Below are 18,843 nucleotides of genomic sequence, written 5' to 3'. Positions count from 1 at the left end.
GCCACAAGGCGAATGTAGGAAGGGGCGCGCAGCTTCGCCAGAAGCGGCCGATAACGCGAGGCTTCTCGACCGATGGAACGGTCAGTTCCGCGCCCGCTGCCTCGGAGACACCGGCTGCCCATCCACATTAAAGCTTGTTGCCTCGATCACTGTCGTGCCGATCGGTGTCCGCACGGAGATGCGGTAGGGTATGAAGATATGGGCATCGCCGATCGGCACGAGCCAGGCCTGCATATCCCTGTTCTCTTCCATGAATTTGGTGGCCGAGCGGTCCGGCCGGTGCCCGGCTATCGGCAGATAGCGGGCGTTGCAGACAGCCGCCGGGCCGTTATAGGCCGCGCTGCGCAGCGTCTCGATACGCGCGTAGGAGAGCTTCACGTCGAAGCGGGTGGCGCCGTCGAAGATCGGGATCGTCCGGTCGCAGGCAGCCGTCGCATAGGGTTCGTTGATGGCCGCCGGCATCAAGAGCGCGCTCAGCGGATCGACCACGCCGCGCTTGTTCTGCTCGGTGAGCGGGATGCGGTCGGGCCGCGGCTCGATCGGCGGCTTGATCTCGACCGCCCGCACGCTGCCGCCGGCGAGCGCCATGCGCACCGTCACCGACTTTTCCGAATTGGCCGTCGTGACGGCAAAGCTCGCCGGCAGAATGCGGTTGCCCGAAATGTTGCCGCTGGCGCTTGCAGCCCCCTTGCCGCCGGTGACCATGCCGGCAAGGCCCGTCAGCTTCGACCAGATGTCGAGCTTGTAACGGCCGGCTTCCACATCCGCCTTGATCTCGGCGACGCCGATCTTCAGGCCGAGCAGCGAAATATCGTAATTGGCCTGCACGGAAGCGGCACCGGCCGGCAGGGGGAGAAACAGGGCGAGCGCCAGCGCCGCAAGCCGGTTGCAACCCGCGATCTTGGCACCCGTTGGGTAAAGACGCCGGTTCATAAATCCCACGCTCCCTGGCCGACACAGGCGTTCTCGGCCGCAAATCAGTCCGAATCGTGACGCATCTCAGGCCTTACCGCAACGATCCCGATGCAGATCCTTGACGGTCGCACATCACATCTACTATACACGCGCAACTTTCATCGGACATCGGTGCTCCCGGCCCGGCTTTCGTCGGGCTTGAGCTCGTCGCTCAACAGGCACCATTCAGTTAAGGACCAAGCGTCATGGCGCGCCGCTGCGAATTGACGGGCAAGGCCGTTCTTTCCGGTCATCTCGTGAGCCACTCGAACCGTAAGACCAAGCGGAAGTTTCTGCCGAATCTGGTCAATGTGACGCTGCAGTCGGACGTGCTGAAGCGCAGCGTGAGGCTGCGCATCGCCGCCTCCGCCCTGCGCTCGGTGGAACACCGCGGCGGGCTCGACGGCTTCCTCGCCAAGGCCCCCGAGGCGGAACTGTCGCAGAACGTGCGCGTGCTGAAGCGCGAGATCGCGAAGAAGACCGCCGAAGCCGCCGCGAGCTGAGCTTTCGCCGGCGTCTCTTCGATCATCGATCATGATTCGATCCATCGCGTCGGCCTTCGGTCGGCGCGATTTGTCGTGTCGGGCTGGACGTCGGACCATCGCATGAGCCAGAACATTCCATGAGCTATCTGGCAAAGCTCGTTTCGCAGCTCTGGCTGCCGGTGGCGGCGATGGCTCTCGTCGTCCTGCTGTCGAATGTGGCGGTGCAATATCCGTTCACGCCGTTCGGCCTCGGCGATTATCTCACCTGGGGCGCTTTCACCTATCCGGTGTCCTTCCTCGTCACCGATCTCACGAATCGTCGCTATGGGGCGAGCCTCGCCCGGCGGCTCGTGGTGGTCGGGTTTCTCGTCGCGGTGGCCGCCTCGATCGTCGCCGCCACGCCGCGCATCGCGATGGCCTCCGGCGCCGCCTTCCTCGTCGGCCAGCTTCTCGACATCACGGTATTCAACCGGCTGCGGCGGCTTGCCTGGTGGCGAGCGCCACTGCTCGGCAGCCTTTTCGGCTCGGCGCTCGATACGGTGCTGTTCTTTTCGCTCGCCTTCGCCGGCGTGGTCACCGAGGTCAGCACCTATGGCATCGCTGGCTTTGCCGTGACAGCACCGGTCTGGATGGCCTGGGGCGTCAGCGATTTCATCGTCAAGGTGGCGATGGCGCTTCTCATGCTGCTGCCCTACGGCGCGCTGCTCAGCATCGTCCTGCCGGCGGAACGGCTCCAGCGGGCGCGCTGATCACGGCACGGCGACGTGGCCCGGCGCCGCAGTGCTCGGCGGGAGGCGCGCCTCCTCAGGCGGATCGAGCGCGAATTCCAAGAGCACCGTCCGCTGAAACATGGAAAAATTGTCGTCCGAGATCAGCGTGATGATGGTCTCGCGGTCGGCATTCCGATAGGCGGCCAAGCCTTCCATATTGTCGACCGGTGTGCCGCCGTCGGCCGTCAGCAGCACCTCACCGTCCAGCACGGCGCCCGGCTCGAGCGTGCGACCATCGATGAGGCGAAGGCGCATGGCGAGGCTGAAGGGCGGCACATAGCGCCGCTCCAGAATGAGGAGATCGCCGCCGGGCAGGAAGGCGAGGTCCGTGACGGCAAAGCCATCCCGACGCAGGACGCGGAAGCTGCCCTTGTGCGATCCGGTCAGGATGAAGCCGTCGGGGCCACCCGTCCGGGGCGGCTCCTCGGCAATACCGACCAGCGCACCGGCCACTGAGCTGCCTGCCGTCGCAATGCCGAGCGCTTCCAGCCCGCGATTGCGCGGCAGGGCCTTGACCCCCGGCGGCACGGCAATCACGCGGGCGCGGCTCGGCCTCTCGCCGCGTGGCCAATCGAAACGCAGCACCTCCTGCACCCGCTCCACGCCGACATAGGCGCGGCTGCCGCTGATCGCGAGCGATTCCGTGTCGTAGGAGCGCGTCTTGGACAGGGGGTGACCGGCGGCCGAGAGAAACGGCCCCATCACGCCATCGTCCATGCCGACGAGATGGCCGTTGGCATGACGCAGCTGGGCGGTGAGCCAGCGCCCGCGGTCGGAGACCGCGATCAGCTGCTCGCCATCCGGCGAGCGCCACAGGCCGGAGAGGCCGCCGAAAGCTGCGTTCGGCGACCTGAGCGTCAGGCCCCCGCGAAATTCGAGCCGCCCGAAGCGCTGTCGTGAGGGCGTGGCAAGCTCAAAGGAGGTGATCGGCGTCGCCGTGATCGGGACGGCGGTGACGCCGACGAGGTCATCGGAAGCCGCAGAGCCCTTGAGCGAGGCGAGCGCCAGGGCAAAGGCCACGAGGCCGAGCTTGGCCCCGAGGCGCAGGACGCGGCCCGACAGAAGCGGCTTCAGCCTCATGCGCGTGCAAGCCGGCGCGGCTGCGTCCTCCCGCCACGTGGCGAGGCATTCTCCTCGAAGAGCTCGGCAAGTTTCTCCGTCATCACGCCGCCGAGTTCCTCGGCATCGACGATGGTGACGGCCCGCCGGTAATAGCGCGTGACGTCGTGGCCGATACCGATGGCGATGAGCTCGACGGGCGAGCGTTCCTCGATCTCGGTGATGACATGGCGCAGGTGACGTTCCAGGTAATTGCCCGGATTGACCGAGAGGGTGGAGTCGTCGACCGGCGCCCCGTCGGAGATCACCATCAGGATCCGCCGCTGCTCCGGGCGGCCGAGGATGCGCTTATGCGCCCAGTCGAGCGCCTCGCCGTCGATATTCTCCTTGAGCAGGCCCTCGCGCATCATCAGGCCGAGATTGCGCCGCGCACGACGCCAGGGCGCATCGGCCGCCTTGTAGATGATGTGCCGGAGATCGTTCAACCGCCCGGGTGCCGGCGGCTTGCCGGACTGCAACCACATCTCGCGCGACTGCCCGCCCTTCCAGGCACGCGTCGTGAAGCCGAGGATCTCGACCTTGACGCCGCAGCGTTCGAGCGTGCGGGCGAGGATGTCGGCACAGGTCGCCGCAACCGTGATCGGGCGCCCGCGCATCGAGCCGGAATTGTCGATGAGCAGCGTCACGACCGTGTCGCGGAAGGTGGTGTCCTTCTCCCGCTTGAACGACAGCGGCTGGAAGGGATCGGTGACGACGCGCGCCAGCCGCGCCGGATCGAGCATGCCCTCTTCCAGGTCGAACTCCCAGGCTCGGTTCTGCTGGGCGAGAAGGCGCCGCTGCAGGCGATTGGCCAGGCGGGCGACGACGCCCTGCAGGCTGTCGAGCTGCTTGTCGAGATAGGCCCTGAGGCGCGCCAGCTCTTCCGGGTCACAGAGGTCTTCGGCGGCGATCACCTCGTCGAATTTCGCCGTATAGACGCGGTAATCCGGCCCGCGCGGCTCGTTGTGACGTGATGGCGGCGGCCGCCAGGCCTCGCTCGCCTCGTCACTGTCGACGGCCTCGCTCTCCTCCGGCATCTCGCCCTGGGGAGCCTCGGAGGTTTCGCTCTCGCCGTCGAGCTCGTCGCTGGTCTCGTCGGTGACATCGACCTCGGCCTGCTCGGCGCTCTCGTCCTCGCTGCCCTCGCTTTCGCCGCGCTGCTGATTGTCGCCGTCTTCCTTGTCCTCCTCGCTGTCCTCGTCCCGCTCGCCCTCGTTCGAGGCGTCGTCGGCCATGTCGAGGCTCGCGAGCAATTCGCGCACGCCGCGGGCGAATCCGCGCTGGTTTTCGATGCTGCGCAACAGCCGGTCGAGATCGCGGCCGGCTTTCGACTCGATCACCTCGCGCCAGAGATCGACGACCTTGCGGGCGGCCGGCGGCGGTGCGCGCCCCGTCAGCCGTTCGCGCACGAGAAGAGCGACGGCGTCTTCCAGCGGCGCATCGGAGCGGTCGCTGACCTCGGCCAGATTGGCACGCTGGAAGCGGTCCTCCAGCAAGGCTGAGAGATTGTCGCCCACGCCCGTCATGCGACGGGTGCCGATGGCTTCCACCCGGGCCTGCTCCACCGCGTCGAAGACGGCACGCGCCGCCTGCCCTTCGGGCGCGAGCTTGAGGTGCAGCGCGTCATCGTGGCAGGCGAGCCGCAAGGCCATGGCGTCGGCCTGACCGCGCAGCAGGGCCACATCGGCGGGCGTCATGCGCCGCGGCGGCTCCGCGAGGCGGGCGCGTTCGCCGGTCAGCGCCGGCTTGTCCGTGGAGAAGGATACCTCAAGCTCCGGCTTGCGGGCGATGGCCTTGAGGGTTACGGCCACGGCCTGCTTCAGGGGCTCGGTCGGAGTTTCCTTCGCCGCGGGCGGCTTGCGATTGGAGATGGACATCGGGTGCTTTGTCGCAGACTAGGTCAAGGCGACGTTGACGGTCGATTCCGGCAGCTCCTTGCCGAAGCAGCGCTGATAGAATTCGGCCACGAGCGGACGCTCGAGCTCATCGCATTTGTTGAGGAAGGTGAGCCGGAAGGCAAAGGGGATATCGCCGAAGATATCCGCATTCTCCGCCCAGGTGATCACCGTGCGGGGCGACATCACCGTCGAAAGATCGCCGTTGATGAAGGCGTTGCGGGTGAGATCCGCGATGCGCACCATCTTGCTGACGATGTCGCGGCCCTGTTCGGTGCGGTAGTGCGGCGCCTTGGCCACGACGATGTCGACCTCGCGGTCGTGCGGCAGATAGTTCAGGGTCGCGACGATCGACCAGCGGTCCATCTGGCCCTGATTGATCTGCTGCGTGCCGTGATAGAGCCCGGAGGTGTCGCCGAGACCGACCGTATTGGCGGTGGCGAACAGCCGGAAGGACGGGTGCGGACGGATGACGCGGTTCTGGTCGAGCAGCGTCAGGCGACCCGAAAGCTCGAGCACGCGCTGGATGACGAACATCACGTCCGGCCGACCGGCGTCATATTCGTCGAAGACGAGCGCGATATTGTGCTGCAGGGCCCAAGGCAGCATGCCGTCGCGGAACTCGGTGACCTGCTTGTCGTCCCTGACGACGATGGCGTCCTTGCCGACGAGATCGACACGGCTGACATGGCTGTCCAGATTGACGCGCACGCAGGGCCAATTGAGGCGGGCGGCGACCTGCTCGATATGGGTCGATTTGCCCGTGCCGTGATAGCCGGTGATCATCACGCGGCGGTTGCGGGCAAAACCCGCCAGAATGGCGAGCGTCGTCTCCCGGTCGAACAGATAATCCGGGTCGAGATCAGGGACATGCTCGTCGGGCTCGGAAAAGGCGGGCACCTCGAGATCGGTATCGATCCCGAAGACCTGCCGCACGGACAGCTTCATGTCCGGCACGCCAGTATTCAGTTCGGTCGTCGCTTGCATGGATCCTCTCACTTCGTCGCGGCCTCCCGCCGCCCGTGGTCGAGGTCGCACCGCCGCCCTTCCCGCGATGCGACACGCGCCACGACACTCATCGTCTCTCGTCAAGTCGCTGTCGCCGAACCGGGTTCCGGCGCCAGCCCGTCTCGATCGATACAAGCCTCCCGGCAGCGAAGCAAACTGCGCGCCACTCCGCAGCGCAACGGGCCGGGCTTGCCTTCGACGCGCCGGGCGGGGCGCCTCGTCAGCACATGCCTCGTCAGCACATGCCAAGCGACCGCAGCGTGTTGTATGCGCGGATGATAGCCTGAAGCCGGGCCTCGAAGGACCGGTTGCCGCCGTTGGCGTCAGGATGGAAGCGTTTCACCAGAAGCTTGTAGCGCGCCTTTATGGTTGCTGCATCCACTCCCTCGTCGAGGCCGAGCGTATCGAGCGCCTGCAGGGCCGGCCGGCTGAGCCGCGGCCGCACCTCCTCCTCCCGCGCCGGAGCGGTGAAGGCGCGCGCACCGAACAGCCCGAAAGGATCTTCCACATCGCCAGTTGCCTCGGGAGCCTCTGCCGCTCCGCGCCGCCCGCGTCCGGCGGAATTGACTCCCATGGCCCAGGTGGGGCGATGGCCGAGCACGGCTTCCTTCTGGAAGCGGGCGACGGCATCATCGCTCATGCCATTGAAATAGTTATAGGACTGATTGTAGGCGCGGACATGCTCCAAGCAAAAACGCCAGTATTCGTTCTCGCGGCCCCGCCCTTTGGGGGCCCGATGATCGCCGGTGCGGGTGCATCCCGGATGCTCGCAGCCCTGCGTCGTCGATGCCGGCTTCTCGCTGGAAGCACCGACACGGATCCGATCGAAAAGGCGCGAATTCAGGTTCATGACCATTAGACTACGTTTGCGCAGGCTCGGTGGACAAGTGGTTTAACGACACAGCCGGGCTTCGCCGAGCGCATCGGTCCTTAGAAACGAAGAAACGCGGGAGACTCGTGTCGCCGTGGACGATCGATCGCCTTGCAGGCTACGAAGGCCCGAACGCATAGTTCCCAGACATGAGGACGATCATATGGCGCGCGCCGACAGGATCAATGCCAAGCTGACGGCCGAGCTTCGACCGCTCGCTCTCACCGTTGTCGACGAATCACACCTTCATGCCGGCCACGCGGGATGGCGCGAAGGCGGTGAAACCCATTACCGCCTCAATATCGTGTCGGAAGCCTTTACAGGCAAGACGCGACTGGAGCGTCATCGGTTGGTGAATGCGCTTTTGCAGAACGAATTCACGACAGGGCTGCATGCGCTTTCCATCGAGGCCAAGGCGCCCGACGAGGTGCGCTCGTAAACGATCGGAGCGGAGCGGAGCGATGAAGCCTCGCTGATGACCGTGAGAGAGCCTCACCACTTGGCCGGCGGGTGGCGAGGGCATTCGCCTTGTGGTAACCTCTCTCGTGTCAAAGTGCGGGCCTCGCCTGCAACCTGCCGTATTCTGCAGCTAGCAGACCCCATCGGGGCGGACGCCCCGGAAAAGCCGTTCTATTTCAGAACCCGTGGCCGCGTGGCCAGCGGACGGTCTCGAGTGCAGCGAGCGATCTTGGCTTCATGAGCCGGCCTCGCCAGATTCTAAGGTCGAATGATGACGAATGCGATTTCACGCCTGTCCGTTGCCTTCCTATTTCTCGTCACGGCAGCCGTGTCGCAAGCGTTCATCACGCCGGCCAAGGCCAACCCAACCCTCGTCGTCGACATCGCCAGCGGGCGTGTGCTCCACTCGAGCCAGGCGACCGAGCCGTGGTATCCGGCCTCGCTTACCAAACTCCTGACCACCTATATCGTTCTCCAGGAAATCCGGGCGGGCCGGCTGACCCTCGAGACGCCGCTCACCGTATCGGCGCGCGCCGAAGCCGAAGCCCCCTCGAAGATGGGCTTCAAGCCCGGCACGGTGGTGACGGTCGACAACGCGCTCAAGATGATGCTCGTGAAGTCCGCCAACGACCTTGCGGTCGTCTTCGCCGAGGGCGTCAGCGGCTCGGTCGATGCTTTCGTCGAGCGCATGAATCAAACGGCGCAGCAACTCGGCATGCGCGACAGCCATTTCGCCAATCCAAACGGCATGCCGGACGAGCGCCAGCACAGCTCTGCGCGCGATCTCGCCGTGCTGGCCCGGGCGCTCCTCACCGAATTCGCGCCTTATCGCGGCTATTTCGGCATCGGCGCCGTTCAGCTCGGCAAACGCTTGATGCGGAATACCAACGGCCTGATAGGCCGCTATCCCGGCGCGACAGGCATGAAAACGGGCTTTATCTGCTCGTCGGGTTTCAATGTGGTCGCGACGGCCGTGCACGGCCATCGCGAACTGCTCGTGGTCGTGCTCGGCGCGCCCACCGCCGTCCAACGCACCATCCAGGCGGCCGAACTGCTCGATACCGGCTTCTCACAAAGGGGCTGGGGCAGCCAGACACTCGACAGCCTGCCGGTCTCGACGGCAACCGCGCCACCGGACCTGCGCGACGAGATCTGCGGAGCGAACCGCGGCAAATATCTCGCCGATGACGATAACGCTGCGCCGGTCAGTGCCTCGGTCGCGGGCTCGGAAGGGATCAGCCTCTTCGCCGGGCCACGCGTCAACGGCGTCGCCGCGGTTCGCGGTTCCGCTCCCAACCGCCTGGCGCCTCGTGCGAAGACGACGCCGATCGCCGTCTTCGTTGGCGCCACGCCCGGTGACGGACCCGACTCGACCGCGGTTGCGACCGCCGGAAAGGGCAAGGACGCGCAGACTTCCAAGCAGGCTGCGACGGCGAAACCGATCGCCGTGCGCAAGACCGCTAAGGGCGGCCGTCCACCACGCGAGGCAAGCGCCTTCGCCCCCGTGGAGGAGGATGCGAAAATCGGCAACGCACCCATGGCCCTGCAGCGGGCGATCAAGCCGGCGAAGGGCGGGTCCACCAAGAAGGCGTCTGGCAAGGCCAAGTCCGCCAAGTCCGGCAGCGAGAAGGCCACCAAGTCTGAGCTTGCAACCGCCGCAAAGCCGCCCCGCCGTCCCACGGCAAAGTCGCAGAAAAAGCCCACGAAGGCATCGACGCAGCCCCTCAGCCTCGCCCCGCCCACGCCTCCGCGGCGATAAGGGCCATCTCAAAACGGGTGCAAGCGCCCGGCCAAAACGCTACATTGTTACATTAGAGTCGTCTGAGCCTCTGCTCCCGCTGGCGTGGCTCAGACGATCGCGTGCTGGATCGCGCCGCGCTGCGGGCGATCGGATGCCGAGCCGAAGGCCGAGGTCTCAGGTGAACGAATCGACGACGACTGATCGCCAGGGAAGCGAAACGGCTGATCCCTCACGCCGCCATCGCGCACCCACACCCATTCCGCTCACGATCCTCACCGGCTTTCTCGGCGCGGGCAAGACGAGCCTGCTCAATGCCCTCCTCAGCCATGCGGATCTCGCCGATACGGTCGTGATCATCAATGAATTCGGCGAGATCGGGCTCGACCACCTCTTCGTCGAGACCGGCGACGAGGGGCTCATCACGCTCGCTTCCGGCTGCCTGTGCTGCACGATCCGCGGCGATCTGATCACCACGCTCGAGGATCTCCTGCGCCGGCGCGACAACGGCCGCATCACGCCGTTCCGGCGGGTGATGATCGAGACGACGGGTCTCGCCGACCCCGCCCCCGTGCTGCACACGGTGCTCTATCACCCCTATCTGGTGAAGCGATTCTCGGTCGATGGCGTGGTGACGGTGGTCGACGCCGTGAATGGCGAGGCGACCCTCGACAATCACCCGGAAGCGGTGAAGCAGGCGGCGGTCGCCGACCGGCTCGTGCTCACCAAGACCGACCTGCTCGCCGCCGATGATCCCCGCCTCGGCGCGCTGAAGGGGCGTCTGGCCGCTCTCAATCCGGCGGCGCCAATTCTCGTGGCAGCAAAGGGAGAGGCGACGCCCGCCGCGCTGATCGGCATCGGCCTCTATGACGTCGACGGCAAGATCGCCGACGTGCGTGGCTGGCTGCAGGCGGAGGCCTTCGACGACCATCATGACCATGATCACGGGCATGATCACCACCACCACGACCATGCGCACGGTCATGCCCATGCCCATGCCGGCGATCACCACGACGTCAATCGGCACGACGAGCGCATCCGCGCCTTCTGCCTGACGAGCGACAAGCCGATCAGCACCGCCAATCTCGAGATGTTCCTCGATCTGCTGCGGTCGTCGCACGGGCCTGATCTCCTGCGCGTCAAAGGGCTCGTTGCGTTGCGCGAGGATCCGGAGCGGCCGATGGTGATCCACGGTGTGCAGCACGTCTTCCATCCACCGCTGCAGCTGCCGGCCTGGCCGGATGCCGATCATCGCAGCCGTCTCGTTTTCATCCTGCGCGATCTCGATGCGAGCTTCGTGTCCCGACTTTGGACGGCATTTCTCGGCAATCCCGCCATCGACACGCCGGATGTGACGGCGCTCACCGCCAACCCGCTGGCAATCCCGGGCCTGCGCTAGGAAGCTGACAGCCAAAACATCCGCCCGGAAAAGAGCTTGGCTCATCTTTGAGGTGAGGGCCGGAATCGACGCCGCCCGATAGTGGCGGCTCGCTCGACTCTCCTCGCGCTTCGTCCGCCCTGGCACATTTCTTGATCCCTGATGCCCATCGGCGCGGCCATCGCTCAATGCGTCTCATTTCGAGACGCAAGCATGGCAGCCCCTGCACAGCGCGGTTGGGATCGGGATGTCGGATATTTTTCTATCGGTCATCGAGCGGGGGCCTGCGCGGCCCCTCTCCCGCTTCCGCCGCGAGCCTATCCAACTCGTCGAGCCCTCACCGGCCGCCCTGCCGCTGGCTGACGGGGCGTTCACCGTCGAGCAGCGGCCGCTCAGGGCGATGGCCGAGCTCGAAGCGGCCTGGACGGATCTCGCAAGCCGGGTGCTCGAGCCCAATCCCTTCTACGAATATGCCTTTGCGGCCGGCGGCGGACAGCACCTGCCGGAAGGACGTCACGTCACGGCCGTGCTCGTCTGGACGGGCAACGGCGTGACACGCCGCCTCGTCGGCTTTTTCCCGGTCCTTCTGCCGCGCCACAGCTGGCTCGCCGCTCCCGCACGGCTCTGGCGGCCCTCGCTCGTGCCGCTCGGCGTGCCGCTCGTCGATCGCGAGCAGGCTGCGGGTGTCGTCGGCGCTTTTCTCGATCATCTCACGCGCCGCGGCACGCGCGCGGCCGGCGTTCTCTTCCCTGTTGTCGCGGAGGAGGATGCCTTCGCTGCGACGCTCACCGAAGTCGCGCGGGCACGCCAGTTTGCCATGCGGCATTTCGCTCGACACAAGCGGGCGGTTCTGCGCGCTTCCGCCGATGCCGGCTTCATCTCGCTCCGCTCGGCGCGAAAGGTGAAAGAGCTGCGCCGGCAATTGCGCCGGCTCGGCGAAATCGGCCAGGTGAGCTTCACGCATGCGCGCCAGCCGCAAGCCGTGCGCGAGGCTGTGGAATATTTTCTGGCGCTCGAGGCTTCCGGTTGGAAAGCCGCAGCCGGCACGGCGCTGCTGCAGCAGCCGGGGGCTGCCGCCTTCGTGCGGACCATGACGCGCCGGCTCGCCCGCGAAGGCCGCTGCGAGGTCCATCTGCTCCGTCTGGACGAGCGGCCCATTGCCGCCGGCATCGTGCTGCGCAGCGGCAGCAAGGCCTTCTTCTGGAAGATAGCCTATGACGAGGACTTCGCCCGCTTCTCGCCGGGCGTGCAGCTAACGGTTGCGCTCACCGATGCGCAGCTGGCCGACGGCAGCGTGAGCTGCACGGATTCCTGCGCTGTCGCCAATCATCCGATGATCGATCATTTGTGGCGGGATCGCCTGCCGGTCGCCGATATCCTGGTGGCGACGGGAAGCGAGCAATCCATCGCCACACGCCTGCTGATAGCCCGGGAGACGCTGCAGCGGCAACTGCGGGACTTCGGCAAGAAGCTCTACTACCGCTTCAAGGCTCAACCCAAGAAACAGGCGGGATAAAGACTAGGGCGCCTCTCGTTTCCCGCCGCGCTGGGCGGGAACAGAGACGCCAACCGGCCTCAACCGTCCTGTGCTCAGTGAAGGCCGGAATCGCGCAAACGCGTGAGCTGCGCGAGCATGGTCGAGGCGTTGCGCCGCTGCTCGTCGGTCTTGGCCGCGGCGAGCGTTTTTTCCGCACTGGCGATCTCGGCGGCAAGGGCACTCGCGTTGAGCTCTTCGACCGGCACCGCATGATCCGCGAGGATGGCCATCTGGTCGGGCCGCACCTCGGCGAGCCCGCCACGCACGAAGAGCCGGCGGCTCGTGCCGCCACCCTGGTCGATGCTGATGATCCCGGGCTGGAGCAGCGCGATCACCGGCGCGTGGCCGGCCATCACCTGCATCTCGCCGCTCGCGGAGGGAATGATGACGCTGACGATCTCGCCGGAGAAGAGAATCTTCTCAGGCGCAACGAGCTCGAGGGGAAAGGTGGCCATCGCTCAGTCTCTTTCGATCTCGCGCTGATCGCGGAGCCAAACAGCGAGAGCGGCAGTCGCGCTGCCGCTCTCGTTAGGAAGCGTGATCAGGCGGCCTCTGCCGCCAGACGCTGCGCCTTCTCGACCGCCTGCTCGATGGTGCCGACCATGTAGAAGGCAGGCTCCGGCAGATGGTCGTACTGACCTTCGACGAGGCCCTTGAAGCCCTTGATGGTGTCTTCGAGGGCGACGAGCTGGCCCGGCGCGCCGGTGAACACCTCGGCGACATGGAAGGGCTGCGACAGGAAGCGCTCGATCTTGCGGGCGCGCGCCACCGTGAGCTTGTCCTCTTCCGAGAGCTCGTCCATGCCCAGGATCGCGATGATGTCCTGAAGCGCCTTGTAGCGCTGCAGGATCTGCTGCACCTGGCGGGCGACGGCATAATGCTCCTCGCCGACGACGAGCGGCGAGAGCATGCGCGAGGTGGAGTCGAGCGGATCGACCGCCGGATAGATGCCCTTCTCCGCGATCGAGCGCGACAGCACGGTCGTCGCGTCGAGATGCGCGAAGGAGGTCGCGGGCGCCGGGTCGGTCAAGTCGTCGGCCGGCACGTAAATCGCCTGCACCGAGGTGATCGAGCCCTTGGTCGTCGTGGTGATGCGCTCCTGCAGCTGGCCCATGTCGGTGGCGAGCGTCGGCTGGTAGCCCACCGCCGAGGGAATGCGGCCGAGAAGGGCCGACATCTCGGAGCCCGCCTGCGTGAAGCGGAAGATGTTGTCGATGAAGAACAGCACGTCCTGGCCCTGGTCGCGGAAATGCTCGGCGACGGTGAGGCCGGTCAGCGCAACGCGGGCGCGGGCGCCCGGCGGCTCGTTCATCTGGCCGAAGACGAGAGCGCATTTGGAGCCCTCGGTCGAGCCGTTGTTCTCGTGCGGGTCCTTGTTGACGCCCGACTCGATCATCTCGTGATAGAGGTCGTTGCCCTCACGGGTGCGCTCGCCGACGCCGGCGAAGACCGAATAGCCGCCGTGGGCCTTGGCGATGTTGTTGATGAGCTCCTGGATGAGCACCGTCTTGCCGACGCCGGCGCCACCGAACAGGCCGATCTTGCCGCCACGGGCGTAAGGCGCGAGCAGGTCGACCACCTTGATGCCGGTGACCAGGATCTGCGCCTCTGTCGACTGCTCGGAGTAGCTCGGCGCTTCCGCGTGGATCGGGCGGCGCGCCTCGGCAGGCACGGGACCGGCTTCGTCCACCGGCTCGCCGATGACGTTCATGATGCGCCCGAGGGTGCCGGCGCCGACCGGCACCTGGATCGGCGCGCCGGTGTCGGTCACGGCCTGGCCGCGCACGAGGCCTTCCGTCGTGTCCATCGCGATGCAGCGCACGGTGGATTCGCCGAGCTGCTGCGCCACTTCGAGCACGAGGCGGTTGCCGTGGTTGTCGGTCTCCAGGGCGTTCAGGATCTCCGGCAGATGACCCTCGAACTGCACGTCCACGACGGCGCCGATGACCTGGGTGACACGTCCGTTAATAGCCATGGGAAGCTCCCGTCCGAGCCCGTCCGGGCCTCTTCAACTCACAATCGGCGCCACCAGCCTCAGGACCGGCGGCGTATTCGTCAAAACCCAGCGGCTGCTGCCCGCGTCCGCTCATGGGGACCGGCGCGACATGCCTCGCATTCCCCGCCATCACACCGCCTCGGCCCCGGAGATGATCTCGATCAGTTCCTTCGTGATCATCGCCTGACGCGACCGGTTGTAGAGCTGGGTCTGCTTCTTGATCATCTCGCCCGCGTTGCGCGTGGCGTTGTCCATCGCCGACATCTGCGCGCCGTAGAAGGACGCGTTGTTCTCGAGCAGCGCCCCGAAGATCTGGACGGCGAGATTGCGCGGCAGAAAGGTCTGGAGGATCTCTTCCTCGTCCGGCTCGTAATCATAGACGAGCGTGCCGACGTCGCTGGTGGCTGCCTCGGCCGCGCCCACATCCGCCGGGATGAGCTGCTGAGCGGTCGGGATCTGCGCGATCACCGAGCGGAAGCGGGAATAGAACAGGGTTGCGACGTCGAACTTGCCCTCGTTGAAGAGCTTCACGATCTTCTGGGCAATGTCGTCGGCATGTTCGAAGCCGAGCTGCCGAACGGACCGCAGCTCCACGAAGTCCATGATGTCCTTCGGGAATAGCCGACGCAGCTGCTCGTAGCCCTTCTTGCCCACGCAGAAGAACTTGACCCGCCGGCCCTCGGCGATGAGGGCATTGGCACGCTCGCGGGCGAGCCGCACGATGGCCGAGTTGAAGGCGCCGCACAGGCCACGCTCGGCCGTGCAGACGATGAGCAGATGCGTCTCCTGCGAGCCCGTGCCGACGAGGAGCCGCGGCCCCCCTTGATGCGACGGCATTGAACTGGCGAGATTAGCCAGGAGCTGCGACATGCGCTGCGAGAACGGCCGCGCCGCCTCCGCAGCCGTCTGGGCGCGACGAAGCTTCGCCGCGGCCACCATCTGCATGGCCTTGGTGATCTTCTGCGTCGCCTTGACGGAGGCGATCCGGTTGCGAAGGTCTTTTAAGCTCGGCATCGCTCTACCTGGGACATGGCGCCGACGGCCGCCCCTCCCCCTTGTGGGGAGGGGAAGGGGTGGGGGTGGTGCAGCGCACTGCCTTACGCGAAGGTCTTGGCGAAATCTTCCACGGCGCTCTTCAGCTTCGCCGCGGTGTCATCGGACAAGTCCTTCGACGTGCGGATCGCTTCGAGGATTTCCGGGTGCTTGCTGCGGACGGTCCCGAGCAGCCCGTCCTCGAAGGCGCGCACCCGGTTGACCGCCAGCGGATCGAGATAGCCGTTCACGCCGGCATAGATCACGACCACCTGCTCTTCCATGGTGAGCGGCGAGAACTGCGACTGCTTCAGAAGCTCGGTGAGGCGCGCGCCGCGGTTCAGGAGGCGCTGGGTCGCGGCGTCGAGATCCGATCCGAACTGGGCGAAGGAGGCCATCTCGCGATACTGGGCGAGTTCGCCCTTGATGCGCCCGGCGACCTTCTTCATCGCCTTCGTCTGGGCGGAGGAGCCGACGCGCGACACCGAGAGGCCGACGTTAACCGCAGGCCGGATGCCCTGGTAGAAGAGGTCCGTCTCCAGGAAGATCTGGCCGTCGGTGATCGAGATGACGTTCGTCGGAATATAGGCCGACACGTCGTTGGCCTGCGTCTCGATGACCGGCAGCGCCGTCAGCGAGCCATTGCCGCTCGCGTCGCTCATCTTGGCGGCGCGCTCGAGCAGGCGTGAATGCAGGTAGAACACGTCGCCCGGATATGCTTCGCGGCCCGGCGGGCGGCGCAGCAGCAGCGACATCTGGCGATAGGCGACGGCCTGCTTGGACAAGTCGTCATAGATGATCACGGCATGCATGCCGTTGTCGCGGAAGAACTCGCCCATGGCGCAGCCGGAGAAGGGCGCCAGGAACTGCATCGGCGCCGGATCGGACGCGGTGGCGGCGACGATGATCGAATATTCCAGCGCCCCCTGCTCTTCGAGCACCTTCACGAACTGGGCGACGGTCGAGCGCTTCTGGCCGACGGCGACATAGACGCAATAGAGTTTCTGGCTCTCGTCATTGCCGGAGTTCAGCGGCTTCTGGTTGAGGATCGTATCGAGCGCAACCGCCGTCTTGCCGGTCTGGCGGTCGCCGATGATGAGCTCGCGCTGGCCGCGGCCGATCGGGATGAGCGCGTCGATGGCCTTGAGGCCCGTCGCCATCGGCTCGTGCACCGACTTGCGCGGAATGATGCCCGGCGCCTTCACGTCGACGCGGCGGCGCTCGCTGGACACGATCGGGCCTTTGCCGTCGATCGGATTGCCGAGGGCATCGACCACGCGGCCGAGCAGACCCTTACCGACCGGCACGTCCACGATGGCGCCGGTGCGCTTCACCGTCTGGCCTTCGGCGATCTCGCGGTCGGAGCCGAAGACGACGACGCCGACATTGTCGAGCTCGAGATTGAGCGCCATGCCGCGGACGCCGGACTCGAACTCCACCATCTCACCGGCCTGGACATTGTCGAGGCCGAAGCAGCGGGCGATGCCGTCACCGACCGACAGAACCTGGCCGACTTCCGTGACCTCGGCCTCCTGGCCGAAATTCTTGATTTGCTCTTTGAGGATTGCGGAAATTTCCGCGGCGCGGATGTCCATCAGCCGACCTCTTTCAACGCGAGACGGATCGAATTCAATTTGGAGCGCAGGCTGGCATCGATCATGCGGCTGCCGAGCTTGACGATGAGGCCGCCGATGATGGCGGGATTGATCTTGACGTCGAGGGCGATCTCGCTCCCCGCGACTTCGCGCAGGGCGGACTTGATGTCCTCCACCCGCTTGGGCGACGGCTGTTCAGCCAACGTCACTTCGGCACCGACGATGCCCTTCTTCTCAGCGACCATCGCCTTATAGGCCTTGATCATAGCAGGAAGAACGAAAAGCCGGCGCTTGGCGGCAACGAGGCGAATGAAGTTGCCGGCCGCCCCCGTGATGCCCGCCTTGGCGAGCACTGCCGTGACCGCCTTTTCCTGCTCCTCGGCGGAGAAGACGGGGCTCCGGACGAGGCGCGCCAGATCCGGGCTCTCGGCGATCAGACCCGCGAAACGATCGAGGTCGGCGTCGACGGAATCAACCGTCTTCTCTTCCTCAGCGAGGTCGAGCAACGCCTTCGCATAGCGTTCCGCGACACCGGACACCATGGAACCGCCGTGAGCCACCGGGCCTCTCTTTCGTTAAGGGGGCGCTCGTCACCGAGTTCGTCGGCGGCGCCTGACCCCGTTTGCGATCTTCGGGTAGGGCAGGAACGAGGGTCTGGCCCTCATCCCAAGGCGGGGGTGCACTAACATATGGGCGCCGGCCGTGCAACAGAGGCGGGCACACTTTCGCCGCCTTTCCCGCTCGTGGCGCAGCCGGTGCGGCTGTGTCGCGCATTGCGCCCATGTGCCCGCCGGCATGGATTGTGCTAGCAAGAGCGTTCAGCTCTTTCGCGAGGAGGATTGCCCTAATGCCGAACGTCGAGCGCATTGCCGGACTGAAGGACGACGTCGTCAGCTGGCGGCGAGACTTCCATTCTCATCCGGAGCTCCTCTACGACGTCGTGCGCACGGCGGGCATCGTTGCGGAGAAGCTGAAAGCCTTCGGCTGCGACGAGGTGGTCACCGGCATCGGGCGCACGGGCGTGGTCGGCGTCATCCGCGGGCGCGCACCGGGGCGCGTCATGGGCCTGAGGGCCGATATGGACGCCCTGCCGATCGAGGAGGAAACCAACCTCCCCTATCGCTCGACCAAGCCTGGCTTGATGCATGCCTGCGGTCATGACGGCCACACCGCCATGCTGCTCGGCGCCGCACGCTACCTTGCCGAGACGCGGGACTTCGCCGGCACTGCCGTCATCATCTTCCAGCCGGCGGAGGAAGGTGGCGCCGGCGCCAAGGCCATGATCGAGGACGGGCTGCTCGAGCGCTTCGGCATCGAGGAGGTCTACGGCATGCACAACAAGCCGGGCGTGCCGGCTGGCACCTTCGCCATCAACCGCGGCGCCATGCTGGCCGCCGCCGACCGGTTCCGCATTACCGTCGAGGGCAAGGGCGGACATGCCGGGCAACCGCATGATGCGATCGACAGCGTCGTCGCGTCCAGCCAGCTCGTGCTCGCGCTGCAGAGCATCGTGGCGCGCAACGTCGATCCCCTGAAGAACGCCGTGGTCTCGGTGACCACCATCAACGGCGGCGACGCCTTCAACGTGCTGCCGCAGCGGGTGGTGCTCACCGGAACGGTGCGCAGCCTCGACCCCGTTGTCCGCGACCTCTGCGAAGAGCGCCTGACGGCGATCGCCCGCACGGTGCCGGCTGCCTTCGGCGCCGAGGGGACGGTGGAATACTGGCGCGGCTATCCGGTGACCATCAACGACCCGGAGCGGGCACGCTTCGCGACCGAAGTCGCGGCCTCCGTGGCCGGCGCCGACCAGGTGGATACCGCCTTCGAACCGATCATGGGCGCGGAGGACTTCTCCTTCATGCTCGAGCAGCGGCCGGGCGCCTTCATCTTCATCGGCAATGGCGATTCCGCCGGGCTGCATCACCCGCGTTACAATTTCAACGATGACATCCTCACCACCGGCATCAGCTATTGGGTGAGACTCGTGGAACAGGGCCAGTCCCGGGATGCAGCTGCGACGTAAGTCG

At 66.1% G+C, this 18,843-nt stretch carries 17 protein-coding genes; 7 read left to right on the top strand and 10 right to left on the bottom strand.

The annotated features are described in order from the left end of the window. Positions 1-81: 81 nt before the first annotated feature. The gene (locus ACFQU1_RS03140; protein WP_378129123.1) at positions 82-933 is read right to left on the bottom strand and encodes a DUF3108 domain-containing protein; all 852 of its coding nucleotides are present in this window, start codon (positions 931-933) and stop codon (positions 82-84) included. 227 nt (positions 934-1,160) lie between these two features. Between ACFQU1_RS03140 and rpmB the strand changes: the two genes are divergently transcribed. After that, a complete protein-coding gene (rpmB, locus tag ACFQU1_RS03135) occupies positions 1,161-1,457 on the top strand; it encodes a 50S ribosomal protein L28 (protein ID WP_378129121.1) in 297 nt (98 codons plus the stop codon). A 119-nt stretch (positions 1,458-1,576) separates the two neighbouring features. Next, positions 1,577-2,188 carry a queuosine precursor transporter gene (locus ACFQU1_RS03130; protein ID WP_378129119.1) on the top strand — a complete coding sequence of 204 codons (612 nt, stop codon included), beginning with the start codon at positions 1,577-1,579 and terminating at the stop codon, positions 2,186-2,188. Here the strand turns inward: ACFQU1_RS03130 and ACFQU1_RS03125 are convergent, their stop codons facing one another. From ACFQU1_RS03125 to ACFQU1_RS03110, 4 genes are all read right to left on the bottom strand, one after another. Then, on the bottom strand, positions 2,189-3,289 hold the full coding sequence (locus ACFQU1_RS03125) for an esterase-like activity of phytase family protein (protein WP_378129117.1): 1,101 nt from the start codon (positions 3,287-3,289) through the stop codon (positions 2,189-2,191). It abuts the gene before it with no gap. Next, positions 3,286-5,184 (bottom strand): cobaltochelatase subunit CobT, encoded by a 1,899-nt coding sequence (gene cobT / locus ACFQU1_RS03120; RefSeq protein ID WP_378129115.1) that lies wholly within the window; start codon positions 5,182-5,184, stop codon positions 3,286-3,288. The genes ACFQU1_RS03125 and cobT overlap by 4 nt, the downstream gene beginning before the upstream one ends. Positions 5,185-5,202: 18 nt before the next feature. Continuing rightward, positions 5,203-6,189, bottom strand: coding sequence for a cobaltochelatase subunit CobS (gene cobS, locus ACFQU1_RS03115; RefSeq protein WP_378129113.1), 987 nt, complete (start codon positions 6,187-6,189; stop codon positions 5,203-5,205). A 256-nt stretch (positions 6,190-6,445) separates the two neighbouring features. Next, a complete protein-coding gene (locus ACFQU1_RS03110) occupies positions 6,446-7,060 on the bottom strand; it encodes a J domain-containing protein (RefSeq protein WP_378129111.1) in 615 nt (204 codons plus the stop codon). Positions 7,061-7,244: 184 nt separating this feature from the next. On the opposite strand from ACFQU1_RS03110, the gene ACFQU1_RS03105 reads away from it, so the two are divergent. From ACFQU1_RS03105 to ACFQU1_RS03090, 4 genes are all read left to right on the top strand, one after another. Beyond that, complete coding sequence (locus tag ACFQU1_RS03105) at positions 7,245-7,520, top strand: BolA family protein (RefSeq protein WP_378129109.1); 276 nt, start codon at positions 7,245-7,247, stop codon at positions 7,518-7,520. Between the two features lie 291 nt (positions 7,521-7,811). Beyond that, entirely contained in the window at positions 7,812-9,299 is a 1,488-nt protein-coding gene (locus tag ACFQU1_RS03100) for a serine hydrolase (protein ID WP_378129107.1), read from the top strand. Positions 9,300-9,459: 160 nt separating this feature from the next. Beyond that, positions 9,460-10,677, top strand: a complete 1,218-nt coding sequence (locus tag ACFQU1_RS03095; protein ID WP_378129104.1) for a CobW family GTP-binding protein — start codon at positions 9,460-9,462, stop codon at positions 10,675-10,677. Between the two features lie 226 nt (positions 10,678-10,903). Continuing rightward, positions 10,904-12,172 carry a GNAT family N-acetyltransferase gene (locus ACFQU1_RS03090; protein WP_378129102.1) on the top strand — a complete coding sequence of 423 codons (1,269 nt, stop codon included), beginning with the start codon at positions 10,904-10,906 and terminating at the stop codon, positions 12,170-12,172. Between the two features lie 74 nt (positions 12,173-12,246). On the opposite strand, the gene ACFQU1_RS03085 is transcribed toward ACFQU1_RS03090, so the two are convergent. The 5 genes from ACFQU1_RS03085 to ACFQU1_RS03065 form a co-directional block, all read right to left on the bottom strand. Next, a complete protein-coding gene (locus tag ACFQU1_RS03085; RefSeq protein WP_378129100.1) occupies positions 12,247-12,648 on the bottom strand; it encodes a F0F1 ATP synthase subunit epsilon in 402 nt (133 codons plus the stop codon). 86 nt (positions 12,649-12,734) lie between these two features. Next, positions 12,735-14,168, bottom strand: a complete 1,434-nt coding sequence (atpD, locus tag ACFQU1_RS03080) for a F0F1 ATP synthase subunit beta (RefSeq protein ID WP_378129097.1) — start codon at positions 14,166-14,168, stop codon at positions 12,735-12,737. Positions 14,169-14,318: 150 nt separating this feature from the next. Continuing rightward, positions 14,319-15,203 carry a F0F1 ATP synthase subunit gamma gene (locus ACFQU1_RS03075; RefSeq protein ID WP_378129095.1) on the bottom strand — a complete coding sequence of 295 codons (885 nt, stop codon included), beginning with the start codon at positions 15,201-15,203 and terminating at the stop codon, positions 14,319-14,321. An 83-nt stretch (positions 15,204-15,286) separates the two neighbouring features. Further along, positions 15,287-16,816 carry a F0F1 ATP synthase subunit alpha gene (atpA, locus tag ACFQU1_RS03070; protein WP_378129093.1) on the bottom strand — a complete coding sequence of 510 codons (1,530 nt, stop codon included), beginning with the start codon at positions 16,814-16,816 and terminating at the stop codon, positions 15,287-15,289. Beyond that, positions 16,816-17,358 (bottom strand): F0F1 ATP synthase subunit delta, encoded by a 543-nt coding sequence (locus tag ACFQU1_RS03065; RefSeq protein ID WP_378129751.1) that lies wholly within the window; start codon positions 17,356-17,358, stop codon positions 16,816-16,818. The genes atpA and ACFQU1_RS03065 overlap by 1 nt, the downstream gene beginning before the upstream one ends. 305 nt (positions 17,359-17,663) lie before the next feature. Here ACFQU1_RS03065 and ACFQU1_RS03060 point away from each other — a divergent pair, with 305 nt between their 5' ends. Continuing rightward, positions 17,664-18,839: a M20 aminoacylase family protein gene (locus tag ACFQU1_RS03060; RefSeq protein WP_378129091.1), complete on the top strand. Its 1,176-nt coding sequence runs from the start codon at positions 17,664-17,666 to the stop codon at positions 18,837-18,839. Positions 18,840-18,843: the final 4 nt, after the last annotated feature.

It is taken from the genome of Chelatococcus sp. GCM10030263 (assembly GCF_042666455.1).
Lineage (GTDB): Bacteria > Pseudomonadota > Alphaproteobacteria > Rhizobiales > Beijerinckiaceae > Chelatococcus.
Note: the sequence above shows the minus strand (reverse complement) of the source record. Positions and strands in the feature narration are given on the sequence as shown.